The 19,170-nt window shown below is 64.4% G+C and carries 21 protein-coding genes and 1 other RNA gene; 13 read left to right on the plus strand and 9 right to left on the minus strand.

Annotated elements, in window-relative coordinates; all coding sequences use genetic code 11:
- The 10 genes from AWB78_RS17120 to ruvB form a co-directional block, all read left to right on the plus strand.
- A partial coding sequence (locus AWB78_RS17120) for an NAD(P)(+) transhydrogenase (Re/Si-specific) subunit beta (protein WP_198399289.1) occupies positions 1-661 on the plus strand: 661 nt, incomplete at its 5' end.
- Between the two features lie 154 nt (positions 662-815).
- Entirely contained in the window at positions 816-2,120 is a 1,305-nt protein-coding gene (locus tag AWB78_RS17125; RefSeq protein ID WP_062606276.1) for a THUMP domain-containing class I SAM-dependent RNA methyltransferase, read from the plus strand.
- Positions 2,121-2,215: 95 nt separating this feature from the next.
- The gene (locus AWB78_RS17130) at positions 2,216-3,613 is read left to right on the plus strand and encodes an aminopeptidase P N-terminal domain-containing protein (protein WP_062606553.1); all 1,398 of its coding nucleotides are present in this window, start codon (positions 2,216-2,218) and stop codon (positions 3,611-3,613) included.
- Between the two features lie 2 nt (positions 3,614-3,615).
- On the plus strand, positions 3,616-4,812 hold the full coding sequence (locus tag AWB78_RS17135) for a UbiH/UbiF/VisC/COQ6 family ubiquinone biosynthesis hydroxylase (RefSeq protein WP_062606278.1): 1,197 nt from the start codon (positions 3,616-3,618) through the stop codon (positions 4,810-4,812).
- 223 nt (positions 4,813-5,035) lie between these two features.
- The gene (gene dusB / locus AWB78_RS17140; protein WP_062606280.1) at positions 5,036-6,130 is read left to right on the plus strand and encodes a tRNA dihydrouridine synthase DusB; all 1,095 of its coding nucleotides are present in this window, start codon (positions 5,036-5,038) and stop codon (positions 6,128-6,130) included.
- Positions 6,127-6,360, plus strand: coding sequence for a Fis family transcriptional regulator (locus tag AWB78_RS17145; protein ID WP_008351548.1), 234 nt, complete (start codon positions 6,127-6,129; stop codon positions 6,358-6,360). The genes dusB and AWB78_RS17145 overlap by 4 nt, the downstream gene beginning before the upstream one ends.
- Before the next feature lie 64 nt (positions 6,361-6,424).
- Positions 6,425-7,990, plus strand: a complete 1,566-nt coding sequence (gene purH / locus AWB78_RS17150) for a bifunctional phosphoribosylaminoimidazolecarboxamide formyltransferase/IMP cyclohydrolase (RefSeq protein ID WP_062606556.1) — start codon at positions 6,425-6,427, stop codon at positions 7,988-7,990.
- Positions 7,991-8,093: 103 nt separating this feature from the next.
- Positions 8,094-8,636: a crossover junction endodeoxyribonuclease RuvC gene (ruvC, locus tag AWB78_RS17155; protein ID WP_062606281.1), complete on the plus strand. Its 543-nt coding sequence runs from the start codon at positions 8,094-8,096 to the stop codon at positions 8,634-8,636.
- Positions 8,637-8,659: 23 nt separating this feature from the next.
- The gene (gene ruvA, locus AWB78_RS17160) at positions 8,660-9,241 is read left to right on the plus strand and encodes a Holliday junction branch migration protein RuvA (protein ID WP_062606283.1); all 582 of its coding nucleotides are present in this window, start codon (positions 8,660-8,662) and stop codon (positions 9,239-9,241) included.
- Between the two features lie 56 nt (positions 9,242-9,297).
- Entirely contained in the window at positions 9,298-10,359 is a 1,062-nt protein-coding gene (gene ruvB / locus AWB78_RS17165; protein WP_062606285.1) for a Holliday junction branch migration DNA helicase RuvB, read from the plus strand.
- On the opposite strand, the gene AWB78_RS17170 is transcribed toward ruvB, so the two are convergent.
- From AWB78_RS17170 to tyrS, 3 genes are read right to left on the minus strand one after another with little or no spacing between them, the layout of a single operon-like run.
- On the minus strand, positions 10,356-11,006 hold the full coding sequence (locus AWB78_RS17170) for a histidine phosphatase family protein (RefSeq protein ID WP_062606287.1): 651 nt from the start codon (positions 11,004-11,006) through the stop codon (positions 10,356-10,358). The two genes, ruvB and AWB78_RS17170, sit on opposite strands and share 4 nt — an antisense overlap.
- A 13-nt stretch (positions 11,007-11,019) precedes the next feature.
- The gene (gene dtd / locus AWB78_RS17175; protein ID WP_062606289.1) at positions 11,020-11,478 is read right to left on the minus strand and encodes a D-aminoacyl-tRNA deacylase; all 459 of its coding nucleotides are present in this window, start codon (positions 11,476-11,478) and stop codon (positions 11,020-11,022) included.
- Entirely contained in the window at positions 11,475-12,731 is a 1,257-nt protein-coding gene (tyrS, locus tag AWB78_RS17180; protein ID WP_062606296.1) for a tyrosine--tRNA ligase, read from the minus strand. The genes dtd and tyrS overlap by 4 nt, the downstream gene beginning before the upstream one ends.
- On the opposite strand from tyrS, the gene AWB78_RS46550 reads away from it, so the two are divergent.
- Together AWB78_RS46550 and AWB78_RS17185 are read left to right on the plus strand one after the other, a co-directional pair.
- Positions 12,715-12,918 carry a hypothetical protein gene (locus tag AWB78_RS46550; RefSeq protein ID WP_157697539.1) on the plus strand — a complete coding sequence of 68 codons (204 nt, stop codon included), beginning with the start codon at positions 12,715-12,717 and terminating at the stop codon, positions 12,916-12,918. The two genes, tyrS and AWB78_RS46550, sit on opposite strands and share 17 nt — an antisense overlap.
- A 206-nt stretch (positions 12,919-13,124) precedes the next feature.
- Positions 13,125-14,255 (plus strand): anhydro-N-acetylmuramic acid kinase, encoded by a 1,131-nt coding sequence (locus AWB78_RS17185; protein ID WP_096031803.1) that lies wholly within the window; start codon positions 13,125-13,127, stop codon positions 14,253-14,255.
- Positions 14,256-14,309: 54 nt separating this feature from the next.
- Here AWB78_RS17185 and erpA read toward each other — a convergent pair whose 3' ends face one another.
- The 3 genes from erpA to rplM all read right to left on the minus strand — a co-directional run bounded on the left by erpA (position 14,310) and on the right by rplM (position 15,725).
- On the minus strand, positions 14,310-14,675 hold the full coding sequence (gene erpA / locus AWB78_RS17190; protein ID WP_062606298.1) for an iron-sulfur cluster insertion protein ErpA: 366 nt from the start codon (positions 14,673-14,675) through the stop codon (positions 14,310-14,312).
- A gap of 217 nt (positions 14,676-14,892) precedes the next feature.
- Positions 14,893-15,285 carry a 30S ribosomal protein S9 gene (gene rpsI, locus AWB78_RS17195; RefSeq protein WP_061117817.1) on the minus strand — a complete coding sequence of 131 codons (393 nt, stop codon included), beginning with the start codon at positions 15,283-15,285 and terminating at the stop codon, positions 14,893-14,895.
- Between the two features lie 11 nt (positions 15,286-15,296).
- On the minus strand, positions 15,297-15,725 hold the full coding sequence (rplM, locus tag AWB78_RS17200; RefSeq protein ID WP_008351572.1) for a 50S ribosomal protein L13: 429 nt from the start codon (positions 15,723-15,725) through the stop codon (positions 15,297-15,299).
- A gap of 587 nt (positions 15,726-16,312) precedes the next feature.
- Between rplM and AWB78_RS17205 the strand changes: the two genes are divergently transcribed.
- Positions 16,313-16,735 (plus strand): OsmC family protein, encoded by a 423-nt coding sequence (locus tag AWB78_RS17205; protein ID WP_062606560.1) that lies wholly within the window; start codon positions 16,313-16,315, stop codon positions 16,733-16,735.
- Positions 16,736-16,801: 66 nt separating this feature from the next.
- On the opposite strand, the gene rnpB is transcribed toward AWB78_RS17205, so the two are convergent.
- From rnpB to pyrC, 3 genes are all read right to left on the minus strand, one after another.
- Positions 16,802-17,217: RNase P RNA component class A (rnpB, locus tag AWB78_RS17210), an RNA gene on the minus strand.
- Between the two features lie 13 nt (positions 17,218-17,230).
- Positions 17,231-18,043, minus strand: coding sequence for a DUF3025 domain-containing protein (locus tag AWB78_RS17215; protein WP_062606300.1), 813 nt, complete (start codon positions 18,041-18,043; stop codon positions 17,231-17,233).
- Between the two features lie 10 nt (positions 18,044-18,053).
- Positions 18,054-19,124, minus strand: a complete 1,071-nt coding sequence (gene pyrC, locus AWB78_RS17220; RefSeq protein ID WP_062606562.1) for a dihydroorotase — start codon at positions 19,122-19,124, stop codon at positions 18,054-18,056.
- Positions 19,125-19,170: the final 46 nt, after the last annotated feature.

A 19,170-nucleotide genomic window follows, 5' to 3' on the forward strand; every position in this document is an offset into this window, starting at 1 on the left:
GCTGGTGGGTTCGTCGGGTGCGATTCTGTCGTACATCATGTGCAAGGCGATGAACCGGTCGTTCTTCAACGTGATTCTCGGCGGCTTCGGCGGCGAGGCTGGCGGTGCGGTTGCGGGCGGCTCGACTGAGCAGCGTCCGGTCAAATCCGGCTCCGCCGATGACGCCGCGTTCATGCTCGGCAATGCGGAGAGCGTGGTGATTGTGCCGGGTTATGGTCTTGCGGTCGCGCGCGCGCAGCATGCGCTGAAGGAGCTGACGGACAAGCTCGTGGAGAAAGGCATCGATGTGCGTTATGCGATTCACCCGGTCGCGGGGCGGATGCCGGGCCACATGAACGTCCTGCTGGCGGAAGCCGAAGTCCCCTATGAGATGGTGCAGGAAATGGAGGACATCAACAGCGAGTTCGGCCAGACGGACGTGGTGCTCGTGCTCGGGGCGAACGACGTGGTGAACCCGGCCGCGAAGACCGATCCGAAATCGCCGATCGCGGGCATGCCGATTCTCGAAGCGTATAAGGCGCGGACGATCATCGTGAACAAGCGGTCGATGGCGGCGGGTTACGCCGGCCTCGACAACGAACTGTTCTATATGGACAAGACGATGATGGTGTTCGGGGATGCGAAGAAGGTGGTCGAGGAGATGATGAAGGCGGTGGAGTAACCACCACTCCGGTTCGAAACTGCTGAACCGCTGGCGCCAGCTCCCGTCTTGCGACGGGGCTGGCGCTTTCTTTTTCCGGCGATGAAGCGGCGCCACCGGCCGGTCGTACCTCCCCGCGTACAATACCGCCTTTGAACATCAGCAAAACCACCTCATGTCCTCCCCCCTCTTCGACTGGTTTGTCCCCTGCCCGCGCGGTCTCGAAGCGCCGCTCGCCGCCGAGCTCACGGAGATCGGAGAGCGGCATGTGGCGAGCGCCCCGCTGTCGGGCGGCGGATCACTGATCGTCGGCGCCCAGGTGCCCGGCGGCGTGCATTTCCGGGGCGGCTGGGTCGCGGGCATGGCGGCGAACCTGCATTCGCGCATCGCGAGCCGCGTGCTTCTGAAGGTCGCGCAAGGCCCGTATCGCAACGAGCACGACATCTACGAACTCACGCATCGCCAGCGCTGGGAGCAATGGTTCACGCCCAGCCAGACAATGCGCGTCGACCTGACCGCGATCAAATCGCCGGTGAAGAGCCTCGAATTCACGACGCTGCGCGTGAAGGACGCCGTCTGCGATCGTCTGCGCGACGTCGCCGGGGCGCGCCCGAGCATCGACACCGCGCAGCCCGATGTGCGCGTGTTCGCGTTCCTCACGGTGAACGAATGCACGCTCTATCTCGACACCTCCGGCGAACCGCTCTTCAAGCGCGGCTGGCGTCTCGACAAAGGCGCCGCGCCGCTGCGCGAGAATCTCGCAGCGGGCATCCTGCGCCTCACCGGCTGGACGCCCGGCACGCCGCTCTTCGACCCGATGTGCGGCAGCGGCACCTTCCTCGCCGAGGCAGCGCAGACGGCGCTCAACATCGCGCCGGGCAGCGATCGGCGCTTCGGCTTCGAAAAGCTCAAGCCGTTCCATCCGGGCATGTGGCAAAAGCTCAAGACAGCCGCGCTCGAACAACGGCGCGCCGCGCGTGCGTCGCAGGCCGAGCTGCGCATCTTCGGCAGCGACATCTCCGGCGACATGCTCGAAAAGGCGCGCGCGAATCTGAGCCGTGCGGGCATCACCGATTTGTCGCTCAAGCAGATCGACGCCCGCAACATGGTGCCGCCGACCGATACGCCAGGCATTCTCATCGCGAATCCGCCGTACGGCGAGCGTATCGAAGTGCGCGGCCGCGGCCCGCGAGGCGAGATCCGCGAGACCGCGCGCTCCCGCCGCGAAGAGGACGACGCATTCGCACGTGCACAGCCCGACCCCGCCGACACGGAATTCTTCGTCTCCTTCGGCAACGCGCTCAAGCAGCGCTTTCCCGGCTGGCGCGCCTACGTGCTCACGTCCGACCGCAAGCTGCCAGGCCTGATGCGGCTGCGTGAATCGACGAAAACGCCGCTTTTCAACGGCGCGCTCGAATGCCGCCTGTTCCGCTTCGATCTGATCGCGGGCAGCGTGCGCAATCGTCCCGCCGGCGAATGAGTATCCGGCGCGCGAGTGCCGCGCGCCATTAGACCGAACGGCCTATGCCGATCGGCCGAGTCCCGGCATCGCCGGGCCGGCGCTACAATCGGCGCATGAACTCACCGACCGAACTCGCCAGTCCCATCGCCGTCGATATTTACCGCGCACGTCGCGAGCGCGTGCTCGCCGCGCTGCGTGCGCAAGGCGGCGGCGTCGCCATCGTGCCGACCGCGCGGGAAGTCATGCGCAATCGCGATACGGACTACCCTTTCCGTCACGACAGCTACTTCTACTATCTGACGGGCTTCAACGAACCCGAGGCCACGCTCGTGCTGAACGCGAGCGCGAAAGACGGCGAGCCCGCGTCCATACTCTTCTGCCGCGAAAAGAACGCCGAGCGCGAAACGTGGGAAGGCTTCCGCTTCGGCCCCGAGGCCGCGCGCGACGCCTTCGGTTTCGATGCCGCTTTGCCCATCGGCGCGCTCGATCAGGAAATGCCGCGTCTCATCGCCGACAAACCCGCGCTGCACTACGCGCTCGGGACATCGGCGGAACTTGACGCGCAAGTGCGCGGCTGGCTCGCTGCCGTGCGCGCCCAGAGCCGCAGCGGCGTGCGCGCACCCGCGAAGGCTGCGCACCTGCTGCCGCTTCTCGACGAGATGCGCCTCATCAAGGACACGCATGAAATCGCGATCATGCGCCGCGCCGCCTCGATCTCCGCCGAAGCGCACCGCCGCGCCATGCGTGCGTGCCGCCCCGGCATGCGCGAATACGAAATCGAAGCCGAACTGCTGTATACGTTCCGGCGCCACGGCGCGCAGGCACCGGCGTACGGATCGATCGTCGCGGCGGGCGCAAACGCCTGCGTGCTGCACTATCCGGCGGGCAACGCGATCGCGCGCGACGGCGACCTGATCCTCATCGACGCCGCGTGCGAGCTCGACGGCTACGCGTCCGACATCACGCGCACCTTTCCCGCGAGCGGCCGCTTCACGCCCGCGCAGCGCGAACTCTACGACATCGTGCTCGCGGCACAGGCCGCCGCCGTCGATGCGACGCGTCCCGGCGTCAGCTTCGACGCGCCGCATCAGGCCGCGTTGAGCGTGTTGTCGCAAGGCCTGCTCGATACGGGCATTCTCGACAAGTCGACATTCGGCAGCGTCGACGATGTCCTCGCGCAACGCGCCTACGCGCGTTTCTACATGCATCGCACGGGGCACTGGATCGGCATGGATGTGCACGACGCGGGCGAGTACCGCGAGGCGGACGGTCCGGTCGACGAGCAGGGCGCGCGTCCGTGGCGCACGCTCGCGCCCGGCATGGCGCTCACCGTCGAACCGGGGCTTTACGTGCGCCCCGCCGAAGACGTGCCCGAGCAATACTGGAACATCGGCATCCGCATCGAGGACGACGCAGTCGTCACGGAGAACGGCTGCGAGCTGATCACGCGCGAAGTGCCCGTCGCCGCCGACGAAATCGAAGCGCTGATGCGCGAATCAAACGCAAACTGACCATGAGCGACGTTCAAGTCACCGAACCGCATTTCGACTACGACATCGCCATCGTCGGCGCGGGGCCGGTCGGGCTCGCGCTGGCGGGCTGGCTCGCGCGGCGCAGCGCGACCTCGCGGCTGTCCATCGCGCTGATCGACGCGCGCACGCCCGACGCCGCCGCGAACGATCCGCGCGCGCTCGCGCTATCGCACGGCAGCCGCGTGATGCTCCAGCCGCTCGGCTTTCCCGCCGACGCCACGGCCATTCGCCGGATTCACGTTTCGCAGCGCGGGCACTTCGGCCGCACCCTGATCGAGCACGACGAGCACGAGCTGCCCGAGCTCGGCTACGTGGTGCGCTACGGCTCGCTCGTCGGCGCGCTCGCGGATGCGGTGCGCGCGACCAAGGTCGACTGGCTCACCGACACCGCCGCGCTCGCGCCGCTGCAGGACCACGACAGCGTCACGCTGCCGCTGCAATCGGCGGGCAGCGAGCGCACGATCCGCGTGAAAGTGCTCGTGAATGCCGAGGGTGGGCTCTATCAGAAGAGCGACGTGACCGCGCCCGGCGAACGGCGAGCGCGCGATTACGGTCAGACGGCCATCGTCGGCACGGTGAGCGTGTCCGATCCGCGCGCGAATGTCGCGTGGGAGCGCTTCACGAGCGAAGGTCCGATCGCGCTTCTGCCCTGCGGCGGCCAGCGTCACGCGGACTACTCGCTCGTCTGGTGCTGCTCGCCCGACGAAGCCGCGCGCCGCATGCAGCTCGACGACGACACCTTTCTCGCCGAGCTCGGCGCCGCGTTCGGCACGCGCATGGGGCGCTTTACGCGCATCGCGGGCCGCGCCGCGTTCCCGCTTGGGCTGACCGCGCTCGACGTGCTCGTCGACCGGCGCACCGTCGCCATCGGCAATGCCGCGCAGACGCTTCATCCGGTCGCGGGCCAGGGGCTGAACCTCGGCCTGCGCGACGCGCTCGCGCTCACCGACGCCCTTTCCACCGATGGCGCGCGCCCGCTCGCCCTCGCTCATTTCGCGCAGCGCCGCGCGCTGGACCGGCGCCTGACGATCGGCGCCACGGACACGCTCGCGCGCATTTTCACGGTCGATTTTCCGCCGCTCGCCGCGATGCGCGGCCTCGCCCTCACCGCGCTCGAGTTCCTGCCGCCGCTCAAAACCGCGCTCGCCCGCCAGATGATGTTCGGCCAACGGCGTTGATCGGGCACGGACAAAGGCAATCGCCTACGCCGATCCGATGAACTTATCCTCTATGAACGCTCGTGCTTTCATAGAAGATTTAAAGACTTGCACGCGATTGCTCTTAATTTCAGCACGCGCTTCGCGTTAAAATACGCGTTTCCCCTTCAGCAACGTTGCATCCGCCTGACGCGGTTCCGAATCTTTCCGGACCGCATTCGCCAGCGCGGATCGTTTAGCCTTCATGCCCACCATCGGTTCACACGTCCTGCGCAATAACCTGTTCGTCGCTCCGATGGCAGGCGTCACCGACCGCCCGTTCCGGCAGCTTTGCAAGCGCATGGGCGCGGGCTACGCGGTGTCGGAAATGGTCGCGTCGAACGCGCAGTTGTGGAAAAGCGAGAAGACCATGCGCCGCGCCAACCACGCGGGCGAGGTCGAGCCGATCTCCGTGCAGATCGCCGGCGCCGATCCGCAGATGCTCGCCGAAGCCGCGCGCCATAACGTCGCGAACGGCGCGCAAATCATCGACATCAACATGGGCTGCCCGGCGAAGAAGGTCTGCAACGTGGCGGCCGGGTCGGCGCTCCTGCAGAACGAGCCGCTCGTCGCGCGCATCGTGGAAGCCGTGGTGCAGGCGGTGGGCGTGGGGCCGGATGCGGTGCCCGTCACGCTCAAGATTCGCACGGGATGGAATCGCGAGAACAGGAACGCGCTGACCATCGCGAGGATCGCGCAGGAAGCGGGCATTGCGATGCTCACCGTGCACGGCCGCACGCGCGCCGATCTCTACAAGGGCGACGCGGAGTACGAAACCATCGCGGCGGTGAAGGCATCGGTCAAGATTCCGGTGGTCGCGAACGGCGACATCACCACGCCGGAAAAAGCGCGCGACGTGCTCGCCGCAACCGGCGCCGACGCCATCATGATCGGCCGCGCGGCGCAGGGGCGTCCGTGGCTGTTTCGCGAGATCGAACATTTTCTGCAGACGGGCGAGCGCCTGCCGCCGCCGCGCATCGACGAGATCCAGCAGGTGATGAACGAGCACCTCGAAGATCACTACGCCTTTTATGGGGAATTCACGGGCGTTCGGACTGCGCGCAAGCACATCGGCTGGTACACTCGCGGCCTTTCCGGCGCCAACACCTTCCGGCACCGGATGAACACGCTGGACACGACCAAAGAACAATTGCTCGCTGTTAATGAATTCTTCGACGCCCAAAAGGCGTTGTCGGACCGTCTCGTCTATGTGGACGAAGCCGGTGACGCCGATGATGCCGACGGCGAAGAATCGTGCGGCGGGCTCGACAACACGACAGACCGATTGATTGCCGCATGAGCAGACATAACATCGAACAATGCGTTCGCCAGAGCCTCGACAACTATTTTCAGGACCTGGACGGCTCCAACCCGCACGACGTGTACGACATGGTGATTTCGTGCGTGGAAAAACCGATGCTCGAGGTGGTCCTCGAGCAGGCGGGCGGAAACCAGTCGCTCGCGGCCGAGTATCTCGGCATCAACCGCAACACGTTGCGCAAGAAGCTTCAGCAGCACGGATTGATTTGATTCATCGGACTGGGGCGCGCGCCTTGGTCCGGCCTGTTTTCCCTTCTCGGTTTCAGTGTTCATCATGATCAAGCAAGCGCTCCTCTCCGTCTCCGACAAATCCGGCATCGTCGATTTCGCGAAATCGCTGTCGGAACTCGGCGTCAAGCTCCTCTCGACCGGCGGCACGGCGAAACTGCTCGCCGACGCCGGCCTGCCCGTGACCGAGGTCGCCGATTACACCGGCTTCCCGGAAATGCTCGACGGGCGCGTGAAGACGCTGCATCCGAAGGTTCACGGCGGCATCCTCGCCCGCCGCGATCTGCCCGAGCACATGGCCGCGCTGGAAAAGCACGACATTCCGACCATCGATCTGCTGGTCGTGAACCTGTATCCGTTCGTGCAGACGGTGTCGAAGGAAGAGTGCTCGCTGGAAGACGCGATCGAGAATATCGATATCGGCGGTCCGACGATGCTGCGCTCGGCGGCGAAGAATCATCGCGACGTGACGGTGATCGTCGATCCGACCGATTACTCGGCCGTGCTCGACGAGATGCGCGCGAACAATAATTCCGTCGGCTACAAGACGAACTTCCGTCTCGCGACCAAGGTGTTCGCGCACACCGCGCAGTACGACGGCGCGATCACGAACTATCTGACGAGCCTGACCGAAGCGCTGCAGCACTCGGATCGCAACACGTACCCGGCCACGTTCAACCTCGCGTTCGACAAGGTGCAGGACCTGCGCTACGGCGAGAATCCGCATCAGAGCGCGGCGTTCTACCGCGATCTGTCCGTGCCGGCCGGCGCGCTCGCGAACTACGAGCAGCTGCAGGGCAAGGAGCTGTCGTACAACAACATCGCGGATTCGGACGCCGCGTGGGAATGCGTGAAGACGTTCGATGCTCCGGCCTGCGTCATCATCAAGCACGCGAATCCGTGCGGCGTGGCGCTCGGCGCGAACGCCGCCGAAGCGTACTCGAAGGCATTCCAGACCGATCCGACTTCCGCGTTCGGCGGCATCATCGCGTTCAATCGTGAAGTCGACGAAGCCGCGGCGCAGGCTGTCGCGAAGCAGTTCGTCGAAGTGCTGATCGCGCCTTCGTTCAGCGAGGCGGCGCGCGCGGTGTTCGCGGCGAAGCAGAACGTGCGTCTGCTGCAGATCGCGCTCGGCGATGGTCACAACAAGTTCGACCTGAAGCGCGTGGGCGGCGGGCTGCTCGTGCAATCGCTCGATGCGAAGAACGTGCAGCCGCACGAACTGCGCGTCGTGACGAAGCGCCATCCGACGCCGAAGGAAATGGACGATCTGATGTTCGCTTGGCGCGTCGCCAAGTACGTGAAGTCGAACGCGATCGTGTTCTGCAGCGGCGGCATGACGCTCGGCGTCGGCGCGGGCCAGATGAGCCGCGTGGATTCGGCGCGCATCGCGGGCATCAAGGCGCAGAACGCCGGTCTGACGCTGAACGGCTCGGCGGTCGCGTCGGATGCGTTCTTCCCGTTCCGTGACGGCCTCGATGTCGTCGTGAACGCGGGCGCGACCTGCGTGATCCAGCCGGGCGGCTCGATGCGCGACGACGAAGTGATCGCCGCCGCCGACGAGCACAGTGTCGCGATGATCTTCACCGGCACGCGCCATTTCCGTCATTAAGCATCACAGGTTCATTTAAGATTGGCCTGTTTGCGCTTTTGACAGCGCAAACAGGCCATTTTGATTTTGACGACGCCTTTTTGAGAACGCGTAACGCGAACGAATGAGAATCCTAGGCATCGACCCCGGCCTGCGCGTGACGGGCTTCGGCATCATCGACAAGACGGGGCACACGCTCAACTATGTGACGAGCGGCGTCATCAAGACGGCCGAGGCGGATTTGCCTTCGCGTCTCAACACGATCTTCAGCGGCATCTCGACACTCATCGCGCAGCACAATCCGGATCAGGCGGCGATCGAAAAGGTCTTCGTCAACGTCAATCCGCAGTCGACGCTCTTGCTCGGCCAGGCGCGCGGCGCGGCCATTTGCGGACTCGTCGCGAGCGGCGTGCCGGTGGCCGAATACACCGCGCTGCAACTGAAGCAGGCGGTCGTCGGCTATGGACGCGCGACGAAGGAACAGATGCAGCAGATGGTCGTGCGGCTGTTGAGCCTCTCCGGCGTGCCCAGCACCGACGCCGCCGACGCGCTCGGCATGGCCATCTGCCACGCGCACGGCGGCACGGGTCTCGCGACCTTGGGCGGCATCGCGCCGGGGCTCGCGAAGAAAGGCCTGCGCGTGCGGCGCGGCAGGCTCATCGGCTAAATCTCTTCTACGAATATCAAAACATGATCGGTCGCATCGCCGGCGTTCTGCTGGAAAAAAATCCGCCGCATTTGCTCGTCGACTGCAACGGCGTCGGCTACGAAATCGACGTGCCGATGAGCACGTTCTATAACCTGCCGAATACCGGCGAGAAGGTCGTGCTGCTCACGCAGTTGATCGTGCGCGAGGACGCGCATCTGCTGTATGGCTTTCTCACCGCGCAGGAGCGCTCGACGTTCCGCGCACTGCTCAAGATCAGCGGGATCGGCGCGCGCATGGCGTTGGCCGTGCTGTCGGGCATGAGCGTGCAGGAGCTGTCGCAAACCGTCACGACGCAGGACGCGGCGCGTCTCACGCGCGTGCCGGGCATCGGCAAGAAGACGGCGGAGCGCTTGCTGCTCGAACTGAAAGGCAAGCTGGGCGCGGATCTCGGTTCGGCGGCGGCGGCTGTTTCGGCGTCCGATCACGCATCCGACATTCTCAATGCCCTGCTCGCGCTCGGCTATTCGGAAAAGGAAGCGCTCACCGCGATCAAGAACGTGCCGGCGGGAACCGGTGTGTCGGAAGGCATCAAACTGGCGCTGAAATCGCTGTCGAAGGCGTAGTGGCTTAGGCCATTCGGCCAGCTTCGCCGCAAAAAAGCTCGCTGTACAATCGACCCATGATCGAAACCGACAAACTCGCCGCCGAACGCGTCATCTCGGCCTCGCCCGTCTCGCCGAACGAGGAAGCGTTCGAGCGCGCGCTGCGCCCCCACAAGCTCGACGAATACATCGGGCAGGAAAAGGCGCGCGGCCAGCTCGAAATCTTCATCGAAGCGGCCAAGCGCCGTTCGGAAGCGCTCGATCACGTGCTGCTGTTCGGGCCGCCGGGCCTCGGCAAGACGACGCTCGCGCATATCATCGCGCGGGAAATGGGCGTGAATCTGCGACAGACGTCGGGGCCGGTGCTGGAGCGCGCGGGCGATCTCGCCGCGCTGCTCACGAATCTCGAAGCGAACGACGTGCTGTTCATCGACGAGATTCACCGGCTGTCACCGGTCGTCGAGGAAATCCTGTATCCGGCGCTCGAGGATTATCAGATCGACATCATGATCGGCGAAGGGCCGGCCGCGCGCAGCGTGAAGCTGGATCTTCAGCCGTTCACGCTCGTCGGCGCGACGACTCGCGCGGGCATGCTGACGAATCCGCTGCGCGACCGCTTCGGAATCGTGTCACGGCTGGAGTTTTATAACGCGAGCGAACTGGCGCGCATCGTGTCGCGATCGGCGTCGCTGCTGAAGGCGGAAATCGTGCCGGAAGGCGCGCTGGAAATCGCGAAACGCTCGCGCGGCACGCCGCGTATCGCCAACCGCCTGCTGCGGCGCGTGCGCGATTACGCCGAAGTGAAAGCGAACGGCATGATCACCGCCGACGTCGCCGACAAGGCGCTCAAGATGCTCGATGTCGATCCTGTCGGCTTCGACCTGATGGACCGCAAGCTGCTCGAAGCGATCCTCCACAAGTTCGATGGCGGGCCGGTCGGCGTGGACAATCTCGCGGCGGCCATCGGCGAAGAGCGCGATACGATCGAAGACGTGCTCGAACCGTATCTGATCCAGCAAGGCTTCCTTCAGCGCACGCCGCGCGGTCGCGTCGCGACGATGCTCACGTATCGCCACTTCGGCCTCGCGGCGCCGGATGCGGGGCCGATCCGCGATCTGTGGGATACCAATAACTGCTAAGCCCGCTTGCGCAGACTGTCGTCGTCCGTATCGGTGGAAAGATGGCTGATATCGCCCCACGACACGACCGTCGCGCCGCCGTCCGCATAGTCCACCACGTTGACGCTGCAATTGAGCAGCGGCCAGTTGCGCGGCTCCTGCAACGAGAGCTTCATCGCGAACCGATAGATGCAATCGAGCACCCCGCCATGCGCGACGACCGCGACGCGCCCGCCCGGATGCGCCGCGACGATCGGCTCCATCGCGTGCACGACGCGGTGATAGAACACGCGCTGCGATTCGCCGTCGCCGGGCGGCGCGAAACCCGGGTCGCGCGTCTGCCATTCGACATATTCGGCGGGAAACTTGTCGTTGATCTCATCGCTGTCGTGGCCCTGGAACGCGCCGTAGAACCGCTCGCGCAGCCCCTCTGACAACCGCAATTCGAGACCGAGCGCATCCGCGAAAGGACGCGCCGTTTGCTGCGCGCGTTGCAGATCGCTCGAATAGACGGCATCCATCCGCCCTTCTCTCGCGAGCCGCTGACCGAGTTGTTCCGCCTGCAGGAAACCGTGCTCGGACAAGGGGATGTCGACATGCCCCTGGATGCGCTTGATGCGATTCCAGTCGGTTTCGCCGTGTCGAATGAAGAGGATCTGGGTCGTCATAGGCTTTTCGAAATCAGGGCCGCACTTGCAGCCAGAACGTTACCGGCCCGTCGTTCACGAGCGATACCTGCATTTCCGCGCCGAACTCGCCGGTCGCGACGATCGGATGATTCGCGCGCGCCCGCTCGACGAAGTAATCGAAGAGCCGCTTGCCTTCGTCGGGCGGCGCGGCGGGCGTGAAGCTCGGGCGCAGGCCGCTCGATGTATCGGCGGCGAGCGTGAATTGCGACACCAGCAGGACGCCGCCCGCCTGGCCCGCGCCGTCCATGTTGGAGACGGACAGGTTCATCTTGCCGGCGGCGTCGCTGAACACGCGGTACGCGAGCATCTTCGCGAGGAGCTTGTCGGCGGCGGCCTCGTTGTCGCCGCGCTCGGCGCACACCAGCGCGAGCAGGCCCGCGTCGATCGCGCCGGTCACGCGCTCGCCCACGCGCACGTCGGCGCGTTTCACACGCTGTATCAGAGCGATCATGCCGAGAGCGTCACGCGAGCAAAGCGCCGCTTGCCGACCTGCACGACGAACTCGCCCGCCTCGACCTTCAACGCCTTGTCGGAGACGGTCGCGCCGTCGATCTTCACGCCGCCCTGCTCGATGTTGCGCAGCGCTTCGCTCGTCGACGGCACGAGGCCCGCCTGCTTCAGCAACTGGCCGATCGCAAGCGGCGCGCCCGCGAGCGTCACCGACGGAATATCGTCCGGCACGCCGCCCTTCGCGCGATGGTTGAAGTCGTCGAGCGCGCGCTCGGCATCCGCCGACGAATGGAAGCGCGCGACGATTTCCTGCGCGAACATCACCTTGAAATCGCGCGGATTGCGCCCGCCTTCGGTTTCCTTCCTGAAACGCGCGATCTCCTCGATGCTGCGGAACGACAGCAGTTCGAAGTAACGCCACATGAGCACGTCGGAGATGCTCATCAGCTTGCCGAACATCTCGGTCGGCTTCTCGCTGATGCCGACATAGTTGTTCTTCGACTTCGACATCTTCTCGATGCCGTCGAGACCTTCGAGCAGCGGCATCGTCAGAATGCACTGCTGCTCCTGGCCATACTGCTTCTGCAATTCGCGGCCGACGAGCAGGTTGAATTTCTGATCAGTGCCGCCGAGTTCGAGATCCGAGTTCAGCGCGACGGAGTCGTAGCCCTGCATCAGCGGATAGAGGAATTCGTGGATCGAGATTGGAACGCCGCTTTGGAAGCGCTTCGTGAAGTCTTCGCGTTCCAGAATGCGCGCGACCGTGTAACGCGACGCGAGCTTGATCATGCCGTCGGCGCCGAGCGGCATCGACCATTCGCTGTTGTAGCGAATTTCCGTTTTCTCGCGATCGAGCACGAGCGACGCCTGCTCGAAGTACGTCTTCGCGTTCATTTCGATCTGTTCGCGCGTGAGCGGCGGGCGCGTCGCGTTGCGGCCGGACGGATCGCCGATCAGCGACGTGAAATCGCCGATCAGAAAAATGACGTGATGGCCGAGATCCTGCAACTGGCGCATCTTGTTCAGCACGACCGTATGGCCGATATGAATGTCGGGCGCGGTCGGATCGAGGCCGAGCTTGATGCGCAACGGCTTGCCTGTCGCGGCGCTCCTCGCGAGCTTTTGCGCGAATTCGTCTTCGATCAGCAGTTCGTCGCAGCCGCGCTTCGCGATGGCGAGCGCGCTCTTCACCTCGTCGGTGATCGGGAAGCTCTGCGCGCCGGGCGCGGAAGAAGCGTTGGAATCAGTGGTCATGCTTGCGGCTTGTGAAGTCAAAAGGGTTCGATGGCTGGCGGCGCGGCGGCACGATGGTGCCTCGACGCTGTCGCTGCGGTCCGGCGGCGGGGCCGGAAAGGACGCCGCTTCGTTGAAAGCGGCGCGCGCGGAAAATGACGAAAATCGCGCGCAATTGCTTGTTCAGGCTCAGGATTTTACGCGATGACGCGGTAGCTCGCGCCTTTTCGTGTCGTTTCGGGCTGTTTTGCGCGGCTTTCCGAGCGTCCGAATGCGCCGCGCGATACGCACACGCTTCAGACGCATCTTAACGATTCGGCCCGTAACGCGGATAATCGCCGCTTGGCAAGCGACGCGGAAACGCGGCAACACGGCATTGAAGAGGAGAGCGGCGTGGGAAAGAAAACCGAAGCAATCGAAACCGGCAAGGCAGACGGCGTGTACTTCGGTTTGATGTCCGGCACCAGCATGGACGGCGTCGACGGCGTCGCGGTGCAGTTCGCGACGGGCAAGGCGCCCGTCGTGCTCGGCGAGGCGCACGTTTCCTTTTCGAAGGGCTTGCGCGATGCGCTCTTCGCGCTGCAGTCACCCGGCGACAACGAGCTCGAGCGCGAGGCGCTCGCGGCCAACGCGCTCGCGACGCGCTATGCCGTCTGCTGTCACGAGTTGCAGAGCATGAGCGGCTATTCCGCGACGAAGGTGCGCGCGATCGGCGTGCACGGGCAAACGGTGCGGCATCGGCCTGAAAAGGGTTACACGCGGCAGATCAACAATCCCGCGCTGCTCGCGGAGATGACCAGCATCGATGTCGTCGCCGATTTCCGCAGCCGCGACGTGGCCGCGAGCGGTCAGGGCGCGCCGCTCGTGCCGGCTTTTCACGCGACGGTGTTCGGCGCGAAAGACGAGACGCGCGTCGTGTGCAATCTCGGCGGCATCAGCAACATCACGATTCTGTCGGGGAACGGCGACGTGCGCGGCTTCGACTGCGGCCCGGCGAACGCGTTGATCGACGAGTGGGCGTTGCGCCATCTGCAAAGACCCTACGATGATGGCGGGAAATTCGCGGCGCAAGGCCAGGTGCATCAGCCGCTGCTCAATGCATTTCTCGACGAGCCTTTCTTCGAGACGGCGCCGCCGAAGAGCACCGGCCGCGATCTGTTCAACCCCGTGTGGATGGACGCGAAACTCGCGACGTTCGCGAGCCTCGCCCCCGCCGATGTCCAGGCGACGCTCACCGCGCTCACCGCGATGACCGTCGCACGCGAGATCGCGCGCCACGCGTCCGATGTGCGCTCCGTCTACGTGTGCGGCGGCGGCGCGCGCAATCCGGTGCTGATGTCGATGCTGCAACAGGCGCTCGAAGACAGCGGCGTCGCGGGCGTGCCCGTCATGACGACCGAAGCGCTCGGCGTGCCGCCGCAGCAGGTGGAGGCGCTGGCCTTCGCATGGCTCGCGATGCGCTGCGTCGCGCGTGAACCGGGCAATCTGCCGGCCGTGACGGGCGCGGCGGGCGATCGCGTACTGGGCGCGATCTATCCGCGTTAACGAAAACACGGAGCCGCGAAGGCTCCGTTTTCTTTCAACGCGAGAAACGCGCGCTTAAACCGAGAACGACGACCCGCAACCGCACGTGGTCGTGGCGTTCGGGTTCTTGATGACGAACTGGGCGCCGTTGATATCGTCCTTATAGTCGATCTCCGCGCCGACGAGATACTGATAGCTCATCGAGTCGACGAGCAACTGCACGCCCGCCTTGTCCATCACGGTGTCGTCTTCGTTGACTTCCTCGTCGAACGTGAAACCGTACTGGAAACCCGAGCATCCGCCGCCTTGCACGAACACGCGCAGCTTCAGATCCGGATTGCCTTCTTCGTCGATCAATTGCTTGACCTTCTCCGCAGCCGCGTCGGTGAAGACGAACGGCATCGGCATTTCGGTCGTGGGGGTGTCGCTGACAGCGCTCATTCGAAATCTCCAATTAAGCTTCTAGGCGATATTGTAGGGCTGATCTCGAAATCGTGCCGAATGTCCATGAAATCAAGAGGCTATATGCAAATTCGACACGCTTCTGCCTGAACGCGCCAAAAAAAAGAAAAAGCCGCCGGCACACGGAGTGCGGGCGGCTTTCGCAGCAGCTTCGCCGGTGAGCCGGGAGACCCGGGCCGGCGAAACGCCAAAGCGCTTAACGCTTCGAGAACTGCTTCCGGCGGCGTGCCTTGTGGAAACCGACCTTCTTACGTTCCACTTCACGCGCGTCGCGGGTGACGAAGCCTGCGTTCGACAGTTGCGACTTGAGCGTTGCGTCGTAGTCCATCAGCGCGCGGGTGATGCCGTGGCGAACCGCGCCTGCCTGACCCGTTTCACCGCCGCCCGACACGTTGACCTTGATGTCGAACGTGGTGCCGTGGTTCGTGAGTTCCAGCGGCTGGCGCACGATCATCAGCGACGTTTCGCGCGAGAAGTAGTCGGCGATGGGCTTGCCGTTGACGACGATATCGCCCTTGCCCGACTTGATGAAGACACGAGCGACGGCGCTCTTGCGGCGGCCCGTACCGTAGTTCCAGTTACCGATCATGTGGGCTCCCCTTAGATCTCGAGCGCTTTAGGCTGTTGAGCCGTGTGCGGATGCGTTGCTTCGGCGTAGACCTTCAGCTTCTTGATCATCGCGTAGCCGAGCGGACCCTTCGGAAGCATGCCCTTGACAGCCTTCTCGAGCGCGCGGCCCGGGAAACGCTCTTGCATCTTGCCGAACGTCGTTTCGTAGATGCCGCCCGGGTAGCCCGAGTGACGATAGTACTTCTTGTCCGTGGTCTTGTTGCCGGTGACCTTCAGCTTGCCGGCATTGACGACGATGATGAAATCACCGGTGTCGACGTGCGGGGTGAATTCAGGCTTGTGCTTGCCGCGAAGACGGCGTGCCACTTCGCTGGCGACACGGCCGAGAACCTTATCCGTCGCGTCAATCACGTACCATTCGCGCGTCACCTCTTCGGCTTTTGCGGAAAACGTCTTCATGATCGATCCAAATATTGAGTCTGCCCTTTGAACGTGGCCTTGTTCGGCCCTGCTTATATGAGTGCGCTCGTGTCATCCACGGCGCGTGCAGGCTCTCACAAGCCTCTCTCCGCGGGCGTAGAGCGAAGAGAACTTTGAATTATAAAGGGAATTTGGCCGCTGCGTCAAAAGCTTTGGTTCGGAGGCCGCACGGACAAAAAAAAAGCCCGAGCAGCTGAGGCTCGGGCTTAATCCACCAAGGAGGAGGTGGAGGAGACAGGAACGAGTATAGGCACGGTCATGCTGCAAGGCAAGAAGATTTGCATGGTGAAAGTCGATTTCATAATTTGAAATTAACGCTCGAACGCGTTTCGTGAATTTTCTTCTTTATTTTCATGCCCTTGGCGGTTCGCCCTCGGCTAGCTCGCCGTGTCCCTCGCTTTTAGAGGGCGGACTCGAATCGATCACGCATGTCCGACAACAGAGCCGTCTCGCTGTTTTTCGCGGCGTCAACCAGTGGAAGCTCGTAAGCAGCGACCGATCGAAATTCCACGAACCGTTACAATGAAGCCTCTGTAAACGACGCGATGAGCAGCTGGAGCCTGAGCATGGAATGCAAAGTTAGCTGGATGGGACAAGACGGCATGGCCTTCGCCGCGGAAACGGGAAGCGGCCATCTCGTCAACATGGACGGCGCGCCGGAAGGCGGCGGTCGCAATCTCGCACCGCGCCCGATGGAAATGGTGCTGCTCGGCACGGGCGGCTGCACCGCCTACGACGTCGTGATGATCCTGAAGAAGAGCCGCCAGGAAGTGCAGGGCTGCTCAGTGACGCTCAAGGCCGATCGCGCGAGCGAAGACCCGAAAGTCTTCACGAAAATCCACTTTCATTTCACGGTGACGGGCAAGAACCTCAACCCGGCGACGGTCGAGCGCGCGATCAACCTGTCGCACGACAAATATTGCTCGGCGTCGATCATGCTGGCGAAGTCGGCGGAGCTCACGCATTCCTTCGAGATCGTCGAAGCGTAATTCACGCCGCGCGCCGAAACGAAAAGAGCCGACGTCGCTAGACGCCGGCTCTTCTCTTTTGAATCACGACAAAGCAGGCCGATAAGCCGGATTTTGTGCACGCGCCCGGCCGAAGCCGACCGCGCGTGGCAATCATTCCTCTAGACGCGCCATTGCTGACGCGCTCAAGCTTCCTACCCGCAGACGAAACGGGGGCCCCGTCCTGCATCGCGAAGATGCGCGCCTGCCTATTTGGAATTGCTCCGAGTGGAGGTTACCGTGCCGGAGCGTCTCGCGACGTCCGCGGTGCGCTCTTACCGCACCGTTTCACCCTTACCTGATCTCCGGACTTGCGCCCGGAGCCATCGGCGGTTTGCTTTCTGTTGCCCTGTTCCGCGTGTCGCCACGGATGGCCGTTAGCCATCACCCTGCCCTGTGGAGTCCGGACTTTCCTCGCCCTCTCCGGCCGAAACCGTCGTGGCCGCGATTGCCTGGCCTGCTTTGCAACTGTGGATTTTAGCATCCGCGGGCTCGGCGGCCCGGGCGAAACACGGAAACATCGTCATAGAAATCGGGCGATGCGTTCGCCTCCCACCATTCCGGCACGCCCAGCACCGGCAGCGGCGCGAACGCGCGGCTATCGAGCGGTTCGGCGTTCAGGCGCTGCGCGACACGTTCGTCGACGAGCGCGCGGCGAGCGGCATCGTCGAGGGAAAAAAAGTCAGCGGGAACATCGACGATCCACGCGTGCCCCGTGCATGCCTTGTACGGTGCGACGAGCTTCTCCAGCAGCGCGTGCCCGAAGATGCGCGCCTCGCAGCGCGTGCCCCACGCCGCGCGCTCATCGACGAACAGCGTGCGCCAGTCGAAGCCGCGCAACGCATCGGCGAGCGATGCATCGGCGCAGGCGAAGAGCACCGCGTTTTCGTCGAAAAGCGTGAGCGCGTCGCGCACGCCGCCGCGCGTCGGACCGACGCCGAGCGCGTCGATCTGCTGCGCCTGGCGCGCGTTGAGCGCCGCCTTGATGCGCGGATACGCGAACCACATCGAGCCGTTGAAAAAATCGTGGAGATTGTGGCGTGTCGGCACGCGGCCCGTCAGCGCGATGTGGCCTTCGTAGGACGCGCCCTCCGGCAGTTCATCCTGCGCGATGAACGCGAGCCGTTCGCCGCGACCCGTGACATGCGCGGCGGCGTCCGCGTCTGCGTTCAGAACCGCAAGATAATGCGCGTAACCGGCGAGCGCCGCCGCCTGCCAGCGCTTGCCGCGCGCCTCGATCGACGCGAGCCAGGGCCGCGCCCAGTCGATATCGGCGAAACCCGCGCTCACGTCCGCGATGTCAATGCGCGTCGGAGAAACGCCAGCCGATCGATTCGCCGCCGCGCAGTGGCACGATCGTCGCGTCGCCGGCGGTGAATTCGGCGGGCAACGTCCACGATGCGCGCTCCAGCGTCACCTTTTCCGTGCTGCGCGGCAGGCCGTAGAAGTCCGCGCCGTAAAAGCTCGCGAAACCTTCGAGCTTGTCGAGCGCGCCGGCCTTGTCGAAGCTCTCGGCGTAGAGCTCGAGCGCATGCAGCGCCGTGTAGCAGCCCGCGCAGCCGCACGCGTGTTCCTTCAGACCCTTCGGATGCGGCGCGCTGTCCGTGCCGAGGAAATAGCGCGGATTACCCGACGTCGCCGCTTCGACGAGCGCCACGCGATGCGTCTCGCGCTTCAGCACCGGCAGGCAGTAATAATGCGGCCGCATGCCGCCGACCAGCATGATGTTGCGGTTGAAAAGCAGATGATGCGCGGTGATCGTCGCACCGATGGGGCCATCCGCCTCGCGCACGTAATCCGCGGCGTCCTTCGTCGTGATGTGCTCGAACACGACCTTCAGCGCGGGAAAATCGCGGCGCAGCGGCGTCATCACCCGGTCGATGAACACCTTCTCGCGATCGAACACGTCGATGTCGCCGTCGGTGACTTCGCCGTGGACCAGCAGCGGCATGCCCGTTTCCTGCATCGCTTCGAGCGTCTTCGCGCATTTCGCGAGATCGGTCACGCCCGCGTCGGAATTGGTCGTCGCGCCAGCCGGATACAGCTTCACGCCAAGCACGAAGCCGCTGTCCTTCGCGCGGCGGATTTCGTCGGGCGGCGTGTTGTCGGTGAGGTACAGCGTCATCAGCGGCTCGAAGCGCGCACCGGCGCCCTCTTTCGGCAGCGCGGCCAGAATGCGCTCGCGGTATGCGCCGGCCAGCTCGGTCGTCGTCACCGGCGGTTTCAGATTCGGCATGATGATTGCGCGGCCGAACTGGCGCGCCGTGTGCGGCATGACGGCGGCGAGCGTCGCGCCGTCGCGCACGTGCAGATGCCAGTCGTCGGGGCGCGCGATCGTGAGCGAATTGGGCGAGGATGAGGTAGCGGACATGGCGTGATGACGGGGAACGTTGGAATGGCGCAAGCCCATGCGAGGC

Origin of the sequence: Caballeronia calidae, assembly GCF_900044055.2 — a bacterium.
Taxonomy (GTDB): Bacteria; Pseudomonadota; Gammaproteobacteria; order Burkholderiales; family Burkholderiaceae; genus Caballeronia; species Caballeronia calidae.

Excerpts from the sequence above, each read along its gene's own strand:
- AWB78_RS17125 (WP_062606276.1), top strand. The coding sequence starts at position 816 with ATGTCCTCCCCCCTCTTCGACTGGTTTGTCCCCTGCCCGCGCGGTCTC.
- AWB78_RS17130 (WP_062606553.1), top strand. The coding sequence starts at position 2,216 with ATGAACTCACCGACCGAACTCGCCAGTCCCATCGCCGTCGATATTTAC.
- AWB78_RS17135 (WP_062606278.1), top strand. The coding sequence starts at position 3,616 with ATGAGCGACGTTCAAGTCACCGAACCGCATTTCGACTACGACATCGCC.
- dusB (WP_062606280.1), top strand. The coding sequence starts at position 5,036 with ATGCCCACCATCGGTTCACACGTCCTGCGCAATAACCTGTTCGTCGCT.
- AWB78_RS17145 (WP_008351548.1), top strand. The coding sequence starts at position 6,127 with ATGAGCAGACATAACATCGAACAATGCGTTCGCCAGAGCCTCGACAAC.
- purH (WP_062606556.1), top strand. The coding sequence starts at position 6,425 with ATGATCAAGCAAGCGCTCCTCTCCGTCTCCGACAAATCCGGCATCGTC.
- ruvC (WP_062606281.1), top strand. The coding sequence starts at position 8,094 with ATGAGAATCCTAGGCATCGACCCCGGCCTGCGCGTGACGGGCTTCGGC.
- ruvA (WP_062606283.1), top strand. The coding sequence starts at position 8,660 with ATGATCGGTCGCATCGCCGGCGTTCTGCTGGAAAAAAATCCGCCGCAT.
- ruvB (WP_062606285.1), top strand. The coding sequence starts at position 9,298 with ATGATCGAAACCGACAAACTCGCCGCCGAACGCGTCATCTCGGCCTCG.
- AWB78_RS17170 (WP_062606287.1), bottom strand. The coding sequence starts at position 11,006 with ATGACGACCCAGATCCTCTTCATTCGACACGGCGAAACCGACTGGAAT.
- dtd (WP_062606289.1), bottom strand. The coding sequence starts at position 11,478 with ATGATCGCTCTGATACAGCGTGTGAAACGCGCCGACGTGCGCGTGGGC.
- tyrS (WP_062606296.1), bottom strand. The coding sequence starts at position 12,731 with ATGACCACTGATTCCAACGCTTCTTCCGCGCCCGGCGCGCAGAGCTTC.
- erpA (WP_062606298.1), bottom strand. The coding sequence starts at position 14,675 with ATGAGCGCTGTCAGCGACACCCCCACGACCGAAATGCCGATGCCGTTC.
- rpsI (WP_061117817.1), bottom strand. The coding sequence starts at position 15,285 with ATGATCGGTAACTGGAACTACGGTACGGGCCGCCGCAAGAGCGCCGTC.
- rplM (WP_008351572.1), bottom strand. The coding sequence starts at position 15,725 with ATGAAGACGTTTTCCGCAAAAGCCGAAGAGGTGACGCGCGAATGGTAC.
- AWB78_RS17205 (WP_062606560.1), top strand. The coding sequence starts at position 16,313 with ATGGAATGCAAAGTTAGCTGGATGGGACAAGACGGCATGGCCTTCGCC.
- pyrC (WP_062606562.1), bottom strand. The coding sequence starts at position 19,124 with ATGTCCGCTACCTCATCCTCGCCCAATTCGCTCACGATCGCGCGCCCC.